The sequence below is a fragment of the Pseudomonas rustica genome, assembly GCF_018336155.1.
Classification (GTDB): Bacteria; Pseudomonadota; Gammaproteobacteria; order Pseudomonadales; family Pseudomonadaceae; genus Aquipseudomonas; species Aquipseudomonas rustica.
Map to the genome: position 1 here is coordinate 184,681 of NZ_JAGYHF010000002.1, position 13,914 is coordinate 198,594.

The window sequence follows — 13,914 nt, forward strand, 5'->3', positions numbered from 1 at the left end:
GAGCAAGCTCGCTCCCACAAGGGATCTTGGTTGCGCCGCAGATCCAATGTGGGAGCGAGCTTGCTCGCGAATTGAGCGATACGGTCTGTCAGTTATCCACAACGCTTTGATTCACCACAACGGTGCAAGTAATCCCCGCCGCCAACAGAACCCCCTCCGGCACTTCATCAATGTGAATCCGCACTGGCACGCGCTGGGCCAGGCGTACCCAGTTGAACGTCGGATTCACATCCGCAATCAACTCGCGGCTTTCCGGGTTGTCGCGGTCGTAGATGCCGCGCGAAATACTTTCCACGTGGCCCTTGAGCACTTCGCCGCTCATCAATTGCATGTCGGCTTTATCTCCGACGCGAACGTGGGGCAGTTTGGTCTCTTCGAAGAAGCCGTAAACCCAGAACGAGTTCATGTCGACCACGGCCATTTTCGCTTCGCCGATACGGGCGTAATCACCGCGATGCACGTTGAGGTTGGTCACGTAACCGTCGACCGCCGCACGCACTTCGGTGCGTTTGAGGTTGAGTTCGGCGGCTTCCAGTTGCGCCTGCGCGTGTTGGTAATCGGCGAGCGCGGCGTCAGCGATGTTGCTGGCGTCGTCGCGGTTTTCCTTGGAAATGACCAGGTTGTCGAGATCGGCGCGGCGGTGGGCGTTGACCTTGCGCATCTCCCAGGTCGACTTGCGCGAAGCGACCAGCGACTGCGCTTGTTTGACGGCGATGCGGTAGTGCTCGGGGTCGATCTGCATGAGCAAATCGCCCTTCTTCACCAGTTGGTTGTCACGCACCGGCACGTCGATCACTTCGCCGGTAACGTCGGCGGCGACGTTGATGATGTCGGCGCGCACGCGGCCGTCGCGGGTCCACGGCGTGTTCATGTAGTGCTCCCACAACGTGCGGCCGATCCACAGCGCCAGGGCCAGCACCAGCAGGGTCGCGAGCAGGCTGAAAAACTTTTTCATGGGGACGTTCTCAACGGTAGACAGTCAGCGCCATGGCGCCGAACAGACAAGTAAACAGACTCAGACGCAGCAGCGCCGGGTGCCAGAAAAAACGGTACAGGTCGAACCCGGACAGGAACCGATCCACCGCCCAGGCCAGTGCCGCAGCGATGAAAAACATCAGGGTCATGGTCGGCATGTACACGCCGTGGAAAGCGATTTCACGAGGCATGGGCAAGTCCTTCGGGCTTGGCGACGGCGTAGGCAGCGAGCGGTGATTGCGGGTCGAGCAACGAGGTGCGGATGAAGTGCAAATAGCTCTTCACCCGGCGTAACGCGGAGGTGTCGAAATGCGGCGCGAACGGCTCATCGGTGGCCGCGACACGGCTGATGGCATGATCGACAGCGACCAGTGCGCGTTCAAGATTGCTGGAGTTGGGTTGCAGAAACAGCCGCACCAACGCGCGCCCCATCACGCGAATTGCCTGCCGCCACGGCTGCGATTCGGCATAGGCCGGGTGCACCGGCAGGATCGCCTGTTCCTTGCGCAACTCGATGATCGCGTGGCCGACTTCGAGCACCACGAACATCCAGCGCAGCAGATTCTTTTGCACCTTCGGCTCACCAGCGGCGAGACCGTAGGCCTGATGCAGCAAATCGCGGGTGCGGCTCTCGAAACTCGAGGCCAGACCTTTTAGTTTGCCGCTGATTGCGTAAACCACTTGGCCGCGCAGATCCTGCTCCAGACGTTTCCACAGCCAGCGACTGTTCGGCGGCAGAATAATCGCCCCCGCAGCGGCACAGACCAGCATGCCCATGACCATGGCGATGTAGTCGTTGATGAAGGTGTAGGGGTTGTAGATCGTCAGGTTATCCGGCACCGAACCGGTGCTGAAGAAGATCAGCAGACCGAGGCCGACACCGCCGTATTGCGGCCGCGATGTGAGAAACGAACCGAGCACGATCACTGGCGCGAGCATCACGCACAGCAATGGAAAACCGTCGATCCAAGGGAAGATGAAAAACATCTCGACGAAGCCGATCAATGCGCCGAGGAAGGTGCCGCAGGCCATCTGGAACGCCATGCGTTTCGGGTTAGGTGTGGCAGCTGAAAGGCCCACGGTGGCGGCGGCGATCAGGGTCATCGTCGCGCCGCTTGGCCACGCGGTGGCGACCCAGTAGCTGCCGAGCACCACCAGAATGAACGAGGCGCGAATGCCCGATGCAGCAGCAGCCCACCAGTTGGTTTGCGGGGTGAACGGTTCATCCCAGCGCTCGCGTTCGTGACGGTGATCAGCGAGTGACGCGTGGGTCTGTGCATAACTGTGCAGGTCGTCGACGAAGCGATAAAGCAGTTCGTACGCGGTGTGGAAATCCAGCTGCTCGGCTTCACTGGGGTCGGTGTCTTGAAAGATCGCGCGCAAGGTTCGCACGCGTGTCGGCAAACCTTCTTTGTAGGTTGCCAGCGCCGTTGCCAAACGGGCGGCATCGGGGCTGGTGAGGGCACGGCCGCTGAAGCCATCGAGCACTTCGGCGAGATCCTGCAGGCCCGGTCTGATCGCCGCGACCACGTGTTCTTCGCCGTTGACGCGCAGGCGTTCGAGCAACTGATGTAAGGCGTTAAAGCGCGTGGTGATGCCCATGAATTCGCTGTTCAAACGGCTCAGGCGACCGTTGCGTCGGCGCATGTGCGGGTCTTCGAAAACCGTCACGCTGCGCAAGCCTTCGAGGCCCACGGCTTCGGCGATAAAGCGCACGTTGCTCGCTTCGAAAGACTCGGCTTTGCTGCGTCCGCGCAGGCCATCGGTGACGAACAATGCGAACACGCCGAAGCGCTGATACAAGGCGTTGCGCATGGCGGCACTGGCGGTTTGCGGCAGGATCGCGGCGCTGATCACGGTCGCGCAAAGGATGCCCAGCGAGATTTCCAGCACTCGCCATACGGCGGCCATGAACGCGCCGTCCGGGTGCGCCAGCGCGGGCAAACCGACCATCGCGGCGGTGTAACCGGCAAGGACAAAACCGTAGGCGCGGAAGTTACGGCAACGCGCGGCGCCGGCCGAACAGATACCGACCCAGATTGCCAATGAGCCGAGAAACAGTTCAGTGTTTTGCGCGAACAAGGCGATCAGCGTGACCATCATCGCCGACCCGGCCAATGTGCCGAGGAAGCGATAGAAACTCTTGGCAAACACCTGGCCGCTCTGCGGCTGCATGACGATGAACACGGTGATCATCGCCGTACGCGGTTGCGGCAGTTCCAGGCGCATGGCCAGCCACAGCGTGAGAAATGCGGCGAGCAACACCTTGAAGATGTAAACCCAGGTCACGCCATCGCTGCGCGCCCAGTCGAAAAATCCACGGCGCCATTCCAGGGAGTAGAGCCAGCGCAATGGTGCGGGCAAGGGAGTCATTAAATTCTGCTCAATGTTCGAGAACTGAAGAGTTTGCTACGGCGTACACAGCCCCTGTGGCGAGGGGATTTATCCCCGTTGGGCTGCGAAGCGGCCCCAAAACCTGCGACCCGATTCCCACAGTCACACTGCGTGCACTGGCTTTGCGACGGCTGCGCCGCCGAACGGGGATAAATCCCCTCGCCACAGGGTTTGGGGTCAACTCCAAAGCAGGAAATTTCCAGCAGAGATTTTGGGTTCACCGCAGCAGTGCCGGGGTTTTCGGGGCCTGGGTTTTTTCGGCCGTCGGTACGTCGTTGCCGGCGCCAAGACCACCACCCAACGCAGTCACCAGTTCGGCATGCGCACTCAGACGCGCCGCCTGCACCTGCTGCTGCACTTGCTGTTGCTTGAACAGCAACGTCTGCGCATTGAGCACGTTGAGGTAATCAGTAAGCCCACGCTGATAAGCGATCATCGCGATGTCGTACGTTTTCTGCGCGGTCGCCACCGACTCGGCGGCAAAACCTTGCTGCTTGTCCATCGATTCGCGGCGGATCAACTGGTCGGAAATGTTCTTCAGCGCATTCACCAGCGTCTGGTTGTAATGCGCCACGGCGATGTCGTAACCGGCCGACGCTTCACCGAGTTCGGCACGCAAACGCCCACCGTCAAAGATCGGCAGCGAGATCGCCGGGCCGACGTTGTAGTTGAGTTTCTTGCCGGTCAAAAACTCCAGCGCGCCGCCACCCGTGGCCATGTAACCGAGGCTGCCGACCAAATCGACATTGGGATAAAACCCGGCATGCGCCACATCGATTCCACGCGCCTGCGCCGCCACTTGCCAGCGACTGGCGACCACATCCGGCCGCTGACCGAGCAATTCGGCCGGCAACGCCGACGGCAGTTTCAACTCAGCGCCAAGGGACAAAGTCGGGCGCTGCAACTGCGCGCCCTCCCCCGGCCCTTTACCCGCCAGCGCGGCAAGTTGATTGCGACTGAGGGCGATCTCTTCATCCAGTGCATCAATTTGCCGATGGGTTTCCGGCAACGGTGTTTCGGCCTGACTGACTTCGAAATGCGTGCCGATCCCGCCGTTCAAACGCTTCTGCGCCAGATCGAGAATCTGCTGTTGCTGCTTGAGCGTCGCGTCAACAATGTCGCGCTGCGCGTAATGCAGCGACAGTTCGATGTAGGCGCGAACGATGTTGTTCTGCAATTCCAGCTGCGCCAATCGCGCTTCGGCCGCGCTCATGTGCGCCAGATCCACCGCGCGCTCGCTGCTATTGCTTTCGCGGCCCCAGAGGTCGAGGGCGTAGCTGAAACCCAGCGCGGCGTTGTTGTCCCAGGTCGTGGTGTTGGCCAGATCGCCGGGGCCGTAGAACTGATCGGTCGGCCAATTGTGGCGTTTTAACGTCGACTCGCCATTGATCTGCAACGACTCGGCCGCCTCAGCGACACCGGCCATGGCTTTCGCCTGGCGCACTCGCGCAGCGGCCATGGCCATGCTCGGGCTGCCTTGCACGGCGAGGTCGATCCAGCGATTGAGTTGCGGGTCACCGTAGGCTTGCCACCATTGCGCGGTGGGCCAGTTGGCGTCACGGGCGGCGTGGGCGATGGCGTCGTCGGTGGCCAGTGTATTGGCGTCCAACGCGTTGCCTTGCGGAGCAATGCCTTCGGTTGAGATGCAGCCGCCGAGACCCAGGGTAAAAGCCAGAACACTGAGCGGCAAAAGCGCTCTGTTGATGCGACGCGGCACAGCTGCGAATTCCTGAGAGAGGGGATCGATACTTCTTCTGTAGGAGCTGCCGCAGGCTGCGATCTTTTGACCTTGATTCCCTTAAACCAAAATCAAAAGATCGCAGCCTGCGGCAGCTCCTACAGGGATCGGCGCAATTCTATGGAAGGCCCTGTGCGGCGATAAGCTGGGATTTCTGTGAATCTTTGTTACGGTTAACGAGATAATCCCTTGGTCGGGGGTCTCAGCCCCCGAAACTTCGTGTCACAATTTGCCATCTCCCTTGAGAGCACCCCATGGACACTTTGCAAAACATGCGCGCCTTCAGTTGCGTCGCCGAAGCCGGCAGCTTCACCGCCGCCGCCGTGCAACTCGACACCACCACCGCCAACGTCTCGCGCGCGGTCTCCAACCTGGAAGCCCATCTGCAAACCCGCTTGCTCAACCGCACCACCCGCCGCATCGCCCTCACCGAAGCGGGCAAGCGCTACCTGCTGCGCTGCGAACAGATCCTCGCCTACGTCGAAGAGGCCGAAGCCGAAGCCAGCGACGCCCACGCGCGCCCGGCCGGGCAGTTGAAAGTGCACACCATGACCGGCATCGGTCAGCACTTTGTCATCGACGCGATCGCCCGCTACCGCAAAACCCACCCGGACGTGACCTTCGACCTGACCCTGGCCAACCGCGTGCCGGACCTGCTCGACGAGGGCTACGACGTCTCCATCGTGCTCGCCAGCGAACTGCCCGATTCCGGTTTTGTTTCGCAGCGACTGGGCATCACCTACAGCATCGTCTGCGCCTCGCCGGCCTATGTGAAAGCCAACGGCGCCGCGCAAAAGCCCAGCGACCTGCTCAACCACGCCTGCCTGCGCCTGGTCAGCCCGGTGATCCCCTTGGAAAAATGGGCGTTCGACGGCCCGGAAGGCCAGGAAGTGGTCACCATCAACAGCTCACCGTTTCTGGTGAACTCCGCCGACGCGATGAAAACCGCGATCATCAGCGGCATGGGCCTGGGTGTGCTGCCGGTGTATGCGGCGATTGAAGGCTTGCGCAACGGCACGCTGGTGCGGGTGATGCCGAACTACCGCTCGCAGGAATTGAACCTGTATGCGATCTACCCGTCGCGGCAGTACCTGGATGCGAAGATCAAAACGTGGGTCGAATACCTGCGCGGGTCGTTGCCAGAAATCCTCGCCGCGCACCAAGCCGAACTGGCCGCCTACGAACTCAGCGGCACCCTCGCCGGCGCCCGAGTCGCCAACTGACCTTTAAACACACCACGCCCCTGTAGGAGCTGCCGCAGGCTGCGATCTTTTGATCTTGCCGTTTAAAAATCAAAAGATCGCAGCCTACGGCAGCTCCTACAGAACGGGGATTTCGCGGATGTTTCCGACAGGACGCGTCGGTTGTCCGTCGGAAGCGAGGTGGATAGGCTTTGGGTGTCGCTGACGAATCAGCGACCGGGCTTGGTCGCTCGGGTTTAGAATGGCGCACTTATCAAGCTTGCTTAATGGCGAGCCGTGCGTGGGAGAGCTTCGGCTCTGCCGGGTTTCCATTCCCTGGTCGACCAACCCGCGTACGGTTCGCCACCCTATTGCTTGGTCGCAGTGCTTGGCGAACTCCACTTCCCGAATGGAGCTTCACCATGATCAAACCAACACCGAATCCCCCCGAGCTCGACGACACCACCCCCTACGAATTCCCCGGCTCAAAAAGATTCCACGAAGCCGCCGAACGCGCCCTCGACCACTACCTCAAACCCAACGCACTCACCCTGCGCTTCCACAAACCCAGCACCATGTTCCAGGTCGCCCCGGATCAGGACAGCGAAAGCCTGCTGGTTCACGCCTGCGAATCACTGGCCCAAGCCAGCCTTATGACCAGCGACATCGCCGCCTACATCGAACTCCCGCAGCGAAGAACGATTCTGGCGATCCAGCAAATCATCATGCTCGCCGAACTGGCCGTGAATCGGGCGCTGGATAACCACGAAATAGCCCAAACCCCAGCACACAACTGAAAAGCCCCTCACCCTAACCCTCTCCCAGAGGGAGAGGGGACTGACCGAGGTGTTTGGGATAGACACGCCGACGTGCAATACCGAGCCGAACTCACATTCTGAAAAGCCCAAAAACCGGCCCCCTCTCCCTCGGGAGAGGGCTGGGGTGAGGGGCAAGAACACCACAAATCCAAAGCCAAGCGCACCAAGCTATTCACCACTCAATAGGCCGAGTGTCAGCTCGCCTGCTCTTGATCTTGATCCACGGGCGACGTCGGAAGGCTGAGTGGAGGGATTGATCCGGGGGAGGGAGCGCAGCGACCGTTTGGCGCAGCCAAACACAGCGAGAGGAGGTGCAGCGAAGCAAACCGGAGGCGCTGCGCCCGGATCAATCCCGCAGCGAAGGAACCCCGAGCCCCAGCGAGCGGGCCGAACGCAGGAGCAAAGCCTTTTCGGTTACCTTTTCGGCGTTTGGAAAAGGTGACCCGCCGTAAGGGCGGAACCGTAATCCGCCATCACAAAAAAAACGGATATACACCCAAACCCCCAAGAACATGGTCGGCCCAAAGGCCGCCAAGCCCCCCGAGACAATCAAAGCGAGAAAATGTTAGCTTGCTTGCAATCAAGCCCGTCGAGCCCTCAGCAATGAAAAAGACTGTCCTGGCCTTCAGCCGCATCACCCCGCCAATGATCGAACGCCTGCAACAAGAGTTCGACGTCATCGTCCCCAACCCAAAAACCGGCGACATCAACGCCCAATTCAACGAAGCCCTGCCCCACGCCCACGGTCTCATCGGCGTCGGCCGCAAACTCGGCCAGGCCCAACTCGAAACCGCGACCAAACTCGAAGTCGTCTCCAGCGTCTCCGTCGGCTACGACAACTACGACCTCGACTACTTCAACCAACGCGGCATCATGCTCACCAACACCCCCGACGTCCTCACCGAAAGCACTGCGGATCTCGCCTTCGCACTGATCATGAGCAGCGCCCGCCGCGTCGCCGAACTCGACGCCTGGACCAAGGCCGGCCAATGGCAAGCCAGCGTCGGCGCCCCGCTGTTCGGCTCTGACGTGCACGGCAAAACCCTCGGCATCGTCGGCATGGGCAACATCGGTGCCGCCATCGCCCGCCGTGGCCACCTCGGCTTCAACATGCCGATCATCTACAGCGGCAACAGCCGCAAGACCGAACTCGAAGAACAACTCGGCGCCCAATTTCGCAGCCTCGACCAACTGCTGGCCGAAGCCGACTTCGTCTGCCTGGTGGTGCCGCTCAGCGACAAAACCCGCCACCTCATCAGCCACCGCGAACTGGCCCTGATGAAACCAAGCGCCATCCTCGTCAACATCTCCCGTGGCCCGGTCGTCGACGAACCCGCGCTGATCGAAGCCCTGCAGAACAACCGCATTCGCGGCGCCGGTCTGGACGTCTACGAAAAAGAACCGCTGGCGGAATCGCCGCTGTTCCAGCTGAAAAACGCCGTGACCCTGCCGCACATTGGCTCCGCAACCAACGAAACCCGCGAAGCCATGGCCAACCGTGCCCTCGCCAACCTGCGCAGCGCCCTGCTCGGCGAACGCCCGCAGGATCTGGTCAACCCACAAGTCTGGCGCGGATAAAAAAACGGGCAAGTGCAAAACTTGCACTTGCCCGCCACAACTTGACTACATAACTTGAAATTCAACTTTAGCCCTAATAAAAGTCAAGCGCTATAAGCTCTCCACACTATCGAATTAACGATAACGCGCTATGGAGAGCGAACACCTTGAACAACATGACCACCGAAAAACTTATCCGCTACAGCAAAGTTATCTTGATGGCCTACATCAGCTTCTTTGGTCTGTTAGTGATCACCCATAACTTTTCCGACTACAATTCAAACTACGAATACGTTGCTCACATCCTGAGCATGGACACCACCACCGCCAACGAAAACATTCTGTACCGGGCGATCGACTCACCGTATCTGCACCACCGGATCTACTGGTTCATCATTACGATGGAGGTCACGTACACCGTGCTCTGCCTGATGGGCACCTATCACTTGTACCGTAAGGTCAATGACTCGGCGGACGCTTTCCATGAAGCCAAGAAGTTCTCGATCATGGGCATACTGGTTGCCATCTTCATCTATTACGTCTGCCTGCAAACCGTCGGCGTTGAATGGTTCGACATGGACACTTCGCAATCATGGAATGCAAAAGACTGGGCTCGGCACATTGTTGATTTCATCTTCCCGGTAATGATTTACATCACCTTGAAAGTCGAGCGCTGATCAACAGCGCTCTTTCAGATCAAGCCAACTTACCGTGCGGCGGAACCAAGACTGTTTTCGGTTTACGAAACACCAACACGTTACCCAACATCACCAACACCAGCCCGACCAGCGCCGGCGCCGTCCACTGATAACCTTCGGCAAACGCCGAAACATTAAGCGCGACCACCGGGAACAGCACCGTGCAATACGCCGCACGCTCCGGGCCCATGCGGCCGACCAGCGTCAGGTAAGCGGTAAAGCCGATCACCGAGCCTGGAATGACAAGGTAGAGCAGCGCGCCGACGTAACGCGGCGACCAGTCCATGTCGAACGGAATGCCTTTGACCAGGCACCACACCGACAGCATCGCCGCGCCATACGCCATGCCCCAGGCATTGGTGGTCAGCGGCTTGAGGCCCGCCTTCTGCTGCAGGCTCGACAGCATGTTGCCCGCCGAAAAACACAAGGTGCCGCACAACGCCAGACCCAGTCCCAACAAGGTTTGCGGACTGGCCTGATGCCCGGCCAGTTCAGGCCAGAACAGCATGCCCAGACCGAACAGTCCCAGCGCCCCGCCCATCAATACATTGCGCGCGATGCGCTGCCCAAAGAACACCCGCGCATTCAACGCATTCCACAACGTTGCGGTGGAAAAAACCACCGCCACCAGACCGCTGGGGATCCACTGGCTCGCCGTCAGAAAACACATGAAGTTCACACAAAACAGGCACAAGCCCTGCGCCACACAAATCAAATGACCGCGACGATTCATCGGTTGCAACCGACGGCTGAGCAGCAACAACACAAACAGCACCAGCGCCGCGAGGCCAAATCGATAAACAATCGACACCGGAATCGCCACCACCCCCAACTGCCATTTCAAGGCAATCCAGGTGGTGCCCCAGATCAGCACGGTCAGCAAATACAACGACAGGTTCATGGCGCTTACTCCTCAATAGGCCTTGAGTGTCTGCCGAGGCTTGCCCTGGGCGCTTGCAGATTCTTGCGCTTTTGTCCGGCAGTGGGCTGGCAGCGCGAAGTCTACGGAGTAGGATGCAAGGCGTTGGAGAGAACCGATCATGGCCGCAATCGATAACCTGCAAGTCTTTCAAGCCCTCAACCGCTCGCCGAACGCACGCCTTGTGCACAGCGCCGAGCTCGGTGACGGCTTGTCTGCAGCTTTGTGGACCAACCACCACGACGCGCAGGAATACGAAGCGCCGAGCCACCACACGCTGTCCTGCTACATCGCTGGCGGCACCGGCACTTTTCGTCGCGGCCAGCCGGGGCAAAAAGGCGGGCCGGACAAGCTGTGCATCCTGCCCGCCGATCACGAATCGGGCTGGGTGATCAACGGTGATATTCGTTTGGCGCACCTGTATTTCAGCGCTGAACAATTCGCCCTCGGTTGCGTCACGCTGCTTGATCGTGAGCCGCGTGAGATGCAATTGCGCGAGCAGACTTTTCTGGAAGATCCGCAACAGGCACAGCGCTTTCGGCAACTGCTGACGTTGAACTGGGACGAGCCTGCCGAGCGCTTGCTGACCAGTAGCATTGCTCACGAATTGATCAGCCACACCTTGCTCAGCCAAGTCGGCGCGCGTCAGGGTTTGCGTTTGAAGGGTGGGCTGGCGCCGCATCAGCGTCGGCAATTGGTGGAGTTCATCGACAGCCAGTTGGCCGAGCCGATCAGCCTTGGGCAGTTGGCCGGATTATGTGCACTGTCGGAATATCACTTTGCGCGGATGTTTCGGATGAGCTTTGGCTTGCCGCCGCATCAGTACGTGCTGGCGCGACGCTTGGATCGGGCGCGGGAGTTGTTGCGCGGTACGGCGTTGCCGTTGGGGGAGATTGCTTTGGCTTGCGGGTTTGCCAGTGCGAGCCACTTTACCAATCGATTCAAGCAGGTGTTGGGCGGGACGCCGGGGCAGTATCGGCAGGCGTTTTTGCGTTGAGGCCTGGTTCCCCTCACCCCAGCCCTCTCCCGGAGGGAGAGGGAGCCGACCGAGGTGTCTGGCGTTGTACATCGACCTGTATAACCGAGTCGATTGTGGATTCGGTAAAGATCGATCACGTCGGCGAGGTTCTCCAATATTCCCCAATCAGTCCCCTCTCCCTCCGGGAGAGGGTTAGGGTGAGGGGCTTTTGATTTTGACTTAAAACTCCAACGTGCTGGACAACGAAACCTGCCGCGAATCCCCCATCGACACGAAGAACCGGCTCGCCGCCGACGTGTAATAAGTGCGATCAAACAGGTTCTTCACATTCAGCTGAAACTTGACCTTCTGCCCTTCAACCTGGGTGTCGTAAGTCGCAAACGCATCCGCCACGGTATAGCTCGGCAGATCAAAATCATTCACCGCGTTACCCGCCCGTTCACCGACATACCGCGCCCCGGCACCGACGCGCAATTGATCGCCACCGATCAAGCTGCCGAAGTCATACACCGCCGACAATGAGCCGCTATTCTTCGCCACGTTTTGCAGGCGCTTGCCTTTGTAGTCCGGGTCTTCCGTGACTTCGGCATCGGTGTAGGCGTAGCTGCCGATCATGCTCCAGCGCTCGCTCAACTGACCGCTCAAATCCAGTTCCAGACCGCGCGACCGCACTTCGCCGGCGGCGCTGTAAATCGTCGTTGGGCCTTCAGCATTGGCGACCAAAACGTTGCGCTTTTTGATGTCGAACAATGCAATGTTGCCGGTGACTTGTCCTGGCAGATCGAGGCGCGCGCCCAGCTCCCACGACTTGGCTTCTTCCGGCGCGATGCTGCCGTCGAGCACGGTGCTGCTGCCGCTCAGCGGGGCGATGGTCGAGTTGGGTTTGAACGATTCGGTGTAGCTGCCGTAGAACGACAAAGCGTCGGTGTAGCGATACACCAGCCCCGCGCGCGGCACCCATTTCTGCCCGTTACTGTCGGTGTTGGCCTTGAAGGGCACGCCTTTGCCGGCGTACTGGTCGTACTCCTGAAAGCGCCCGCCGGCGACCAGAATCCATTGATCTGTGAGGTGAATCGAGTCCTGCATAAAGATCGAATCGCTGCGCAGTTCATCGGTCTGCGCGCTGTCGGCGGCACTGACCGTGGTGCCTTCGACTTCACGGCCATACACCGGATTGACGTAGCTGAAGGTGCTCAGGCTTTTCTGACGGATCAGGTCGGCGCGGTAGATCTTGCGGTACTCATCGTCGACGCCGAACACCAGGTCATGCTGCATGCCCAACACGTTGACCTTGCCTTCGAGGCTGGCGGTGGTGAAACGGTCGGTGCTGATCGCGTTTTGTGTGCCGTCCATGCTGCGGGTCAGCGTGCCTTTTTTGGTGTCGATGGCGGTGACGCGTACTTGGCTGGCGTCGTAGGTTTCGCGGTTCCAGCTGTAGCCGAAATGGGCTTTCCAGTCGTCGTTGAGTTCGTGGTCGGCTTCGAAGTGATAGAGATCCGAACGCCCTTCCATGTTGTTGAACGGCTCGTCGAGGCGCTCGTTGCGCGAGATATCCAGTGGATGATTGGTGCGCGGATCGATCAGCGTGCCACGGTCGAACGGCGTGAGAAATTCGCGATGCTCGTAGGCGAACAACAGCTTGGTGCTTTCGCCGTACCAGGCCAGCGACGGTGCGATCAGGGTTTGGCGGAGCGTGCCGAAATTGCGCCAGTAATCTTCGTCTTCGTGATCGAGCACCATGCGATAGGCCACCCCGGAATCGCCCAGCGCACCGGTGCTGTCGAAAGTGCCGCCGCTGCCATTCTTACCGTCGCCGTAGGTCGAGCCGCTCAGGGTCAGGGCGTTGTACGGCGTCAGTTCCGGCTTCTTGCTGACCATGTTGACCACGCCGCCGGGGTCTTGAATCCCGTAGAGCAACGACGCCGGGCCTTTGAGCACTTCGACGCGATCGACCGTGGCGTTCATGCCTCGGCCCTGCACGATTGGCATGCCGTCGCGCATGATCGAACCGTTGCGGTTATCGCCGAAGCCGCGGGTCATCACCGAGTCCTGCGTGCTGCCCAAGGTGTTGCCCTGAGTGATGCCGCTGACGTTGGCCAGTGCGTCGTCGAGATTGCGCGGTGCCTGATCGCGGATGACCTGCGCCGGGATGACGTTGACGGTCTGCGGGACTTCTTGCAGCGAGGCCGACGAGCGCATCACCGAACTGGTTTCCGGCGGCTGATAACTCAACGAATCGTCGCGCATCGAAGTGATGGTGGTGGCGCCGAGGTTCAGTGCGCCTGCGGTGGGCTGCGGCTCCAGTGCCAGGGTGTGGCTGTCGGTGCGGCGGAAACTCAGGCCGGAACCTGTGAGCAACTTTTGCAGGGCCTGTTCCGCGCTCATCTGGCCGTTGACCGCCGGGGCGGTGAGTCCGTACGGCGCTTCGTCGGTGTAGACCACGCTCTGCCCGGTGACCCGGCTGAAATCGCTCAAGGCTTGCGGCAGCGGTTTGGCGGCCAGGCTGAACGTGAACTGCTTTTGCGGCTGGCTGCTGACGGTTTCAGCGGCGAGTGCCACACTCATCGGCAACAGCGCCAACGCCGAAAAGCTCAACGCCGACACGCCTAACCACTGTTTGACCGAACCCGATTTTGCCCTGGACTTCATGACTCA

Annotated in this window: 11 protein-coding genes; 5 read left to right on the forward strand and 6 right to left on the reverse strand. The window is 60.1% G+C overall.

Annotated features, from left to right (window positions below):
• Window positions 1-88 precede the first annotated feature (88 nt).
• The 4 genes from KFS80_RS03940 to KFS80_RS03955 all read right to left on the reverse strand — a co-directional run bounded on the left by KFS80_RS03940 (window position 89) and on the right by KFS80_RS03955 (window position 5,086).
• On the reverse strand, window positions 89-955 hold the full coding sequence (locus tag KFS80_RS03940) for an efflux RND transporter periplasmic adaptor subunit (RefSeq protein WP_212544029.1): 867 nt from the start codon (window positions 953-955) through the stop codon (window positions 89-91).
• A 10-nt stretch (window positions 956-965) separates the two neighbouring features.
• A complete protein-coding gene (locus KFS80_RS03945; protein WP_007914106.1) occupies window positions 966-1,166 on the reverse strand; it encodes a DUF1656 domain-containing protein in 201 nt (66 codons plus the stop codon).
• A complete protein-coding gene (locus tag KFS80_RS03950) occupies window positions 1,156-3,348 on the reverse strand; it encodes an FUSC family protein (protein ID WP_212544030.1) in 2,193 nt (730 codons plus the stop codon). The genes KFS80_RS03945 and KFS80_RS03950 overlap by 11 nt, the downstream gene beginning before the upstream one ends.
• A gap of 238 nt (window positions 3,349-3,586) precedes the next feature.
• Window positions 3,587-5,086, reverse strand: a complete 1,500-nt coding sequence (locus KFS80_RS03955) for an efflux transporter outer membrane subunit (protein ID WP_212544031.1) — start codon at window positions 5,084-5,086, stop codon at window positions 3,587-3,589.
• 275 nt (window positions 5,087-5,361) lie between these two features.
• On the opposite strand from KFS80_RS03955, the gene KFS80_RS03960 reads away from it, so the two are divergent.
• From KFS80_RS03960 to KFS80_RS03975, 4 genes are all read left to right on the forward strand, one after another.
• Window positions 5,362-6,330: a LysR family transcriptional regulator gene (locus KFS80_RS03960; RefSeq protein ID WP_008088899.1), complete on the forward strand. Its 969-nt coding sequence runs from the start codon at window positions 5,362-5,364 to the stop codon at window positions 6,328-6,330.
• A 380-nt stretch (window positions 6,331-6,710) separates the two neighbouring features.
• On the forward strand, window positions 6,711-7,085 hold the full coding sequence (locus KFS80_RS03965) for a DUF6124 family protein (RefSeq protein WP_159812203.1): 375 nt from the start codon (window positions 6,711-6,713) through the stop codon (window positions 7,083-7,085).
• A gap of 624 nt (window positions 7,086-7,709) precedes the next feature.
• Complete coding sequence (locus KFS80_RS03970) at window positions 7,710-8,684, forward strand: 2-hydroxyacid dehydrogenase (protein WP_212544032.1); 975 nt, start codon at window positions 7,710-7,712, stop codon at window positions 8,682-8,684.
• Between the two features lie 146 nt (window positions 8,685-8,830).
• Entirely contained in the window at window positions 8,831-9,340 is a 510-nt protein-coding gene (locus KFS80_RS03975; RefSeq protein ID WP_212544033.1) for a DUF2165 domain-containing protein, read from the forward strand.
• Window positions 9,341-9,359: 19 nt separating this feature from the next.
• On the opposite strand, the gene KFS80_RS03980 is transcribed toward KFS80_RS03975, so the two are convergent.
• Window positions 9,360-10,262, reverse strand: coding sequence for a DMT family transporter (locus KFS80_RS03980; RefSeq protein WP_159812200.1), 903 nt, complete (start codon window positions 10,260-10,262; stop codon window positions 9,360-9,362).
• Between the two features lie 139 nt (window positions 10,263-10,401).
• Here KFS80_RS03980 and KFS80_RS03985 point away from each other — a divergent pair, with 139 nt between their 5' ends.
• A complete protein-coding gene (locus KFS80_RS03985) occupies window positions 10,402-11,277 on the forward strand; it encodes a helix-turn-helix domain-containing protein (protein WP_212544034.1) in 876 nt (291 codons plus the stop codon).
• A 201-nt stretch (window positions 11,278-11,478) separates the two neighbouring features.
• Here the strand turns inward: KFS80_RS03985 and KFS80_RS03990 are convergent, their stop codons facing one another.
• On the reverse strand, window positions 11,479-13,908 hold the full coding sequence (locus KFS80_RS03990) for a TonB-dependent siderophore receptor (protein WP_212544035.1): 2,430 nt from the start codon (window positions 13,906-13,908) through the stop codon (window positions 11,479-11,481).
• Window positions 13,909-13,914: the final 6 nt, after the last annotated feature.

Coding starts and splice junctions, on each gene's coding strand:
- KFS80_RS03950 (WP_212544030.1), bottom strand. CDS start 3,348: ATGACTCCCTTGCCCGCACCATTGCGCTGGCTCTACTCCCTGGAATGG.
- KFS80_RS03970 (WP_212544032.1), top strand. CDS start 7,710: ATGAAAAAGACTGTCCTGGCCTTCAGCCGCATCACCCCGCCAATGATC.
- KFS80_RS03985 (WP_212544034.1), top strand. CDS start 10,402: ATGGCCGCAATCGATAACCTGCAAGTCTTTCAAGCCCTCAACCGCTCG.
- KFS80_RS03965 (WP_159812203.1), top strand. CDS start 6,711: ATGATCAAACCAACACCGAATCCCCCCGAGCTCGACGACACCACCCCC.
- KFS80_RS03980 (WP_159812200.1), bottom strand. CDS start 10,262: ATGAACCTGTCGTTGTATTTGCTGACCGTGCTGATCTGGGGCACCACC.
- KFS80_RS03960 (WP_008088899.1), top strand. CDS start 5,362: ATGGACACTTTGCAAAACATGCGCGCCTTCAGTTGCGTCGCCGAAGCC.
- KFS80_RS03940 (WP_212544029.1), bottom strand. CDS start 955: ATGAAAAAGTTTTTCAGCCTGCTCGCGACCCTGCTGGTGCTGGCCCTG.
- KFS80_RS03945 (WP_007914106.1), bottom strand. CDS start 1,166: ATGCCTCGTGAAATCGCTTTCCACGGCGTGTACATGCCGACCATGACC.
- KFS80_RS03990 (WP_212544035.1), bottom strand. CDS start 13,908: ATGAAGTCCAGGGCAAAATCGGGTTCGGTCAAACAGTGGTTAGGCGTG.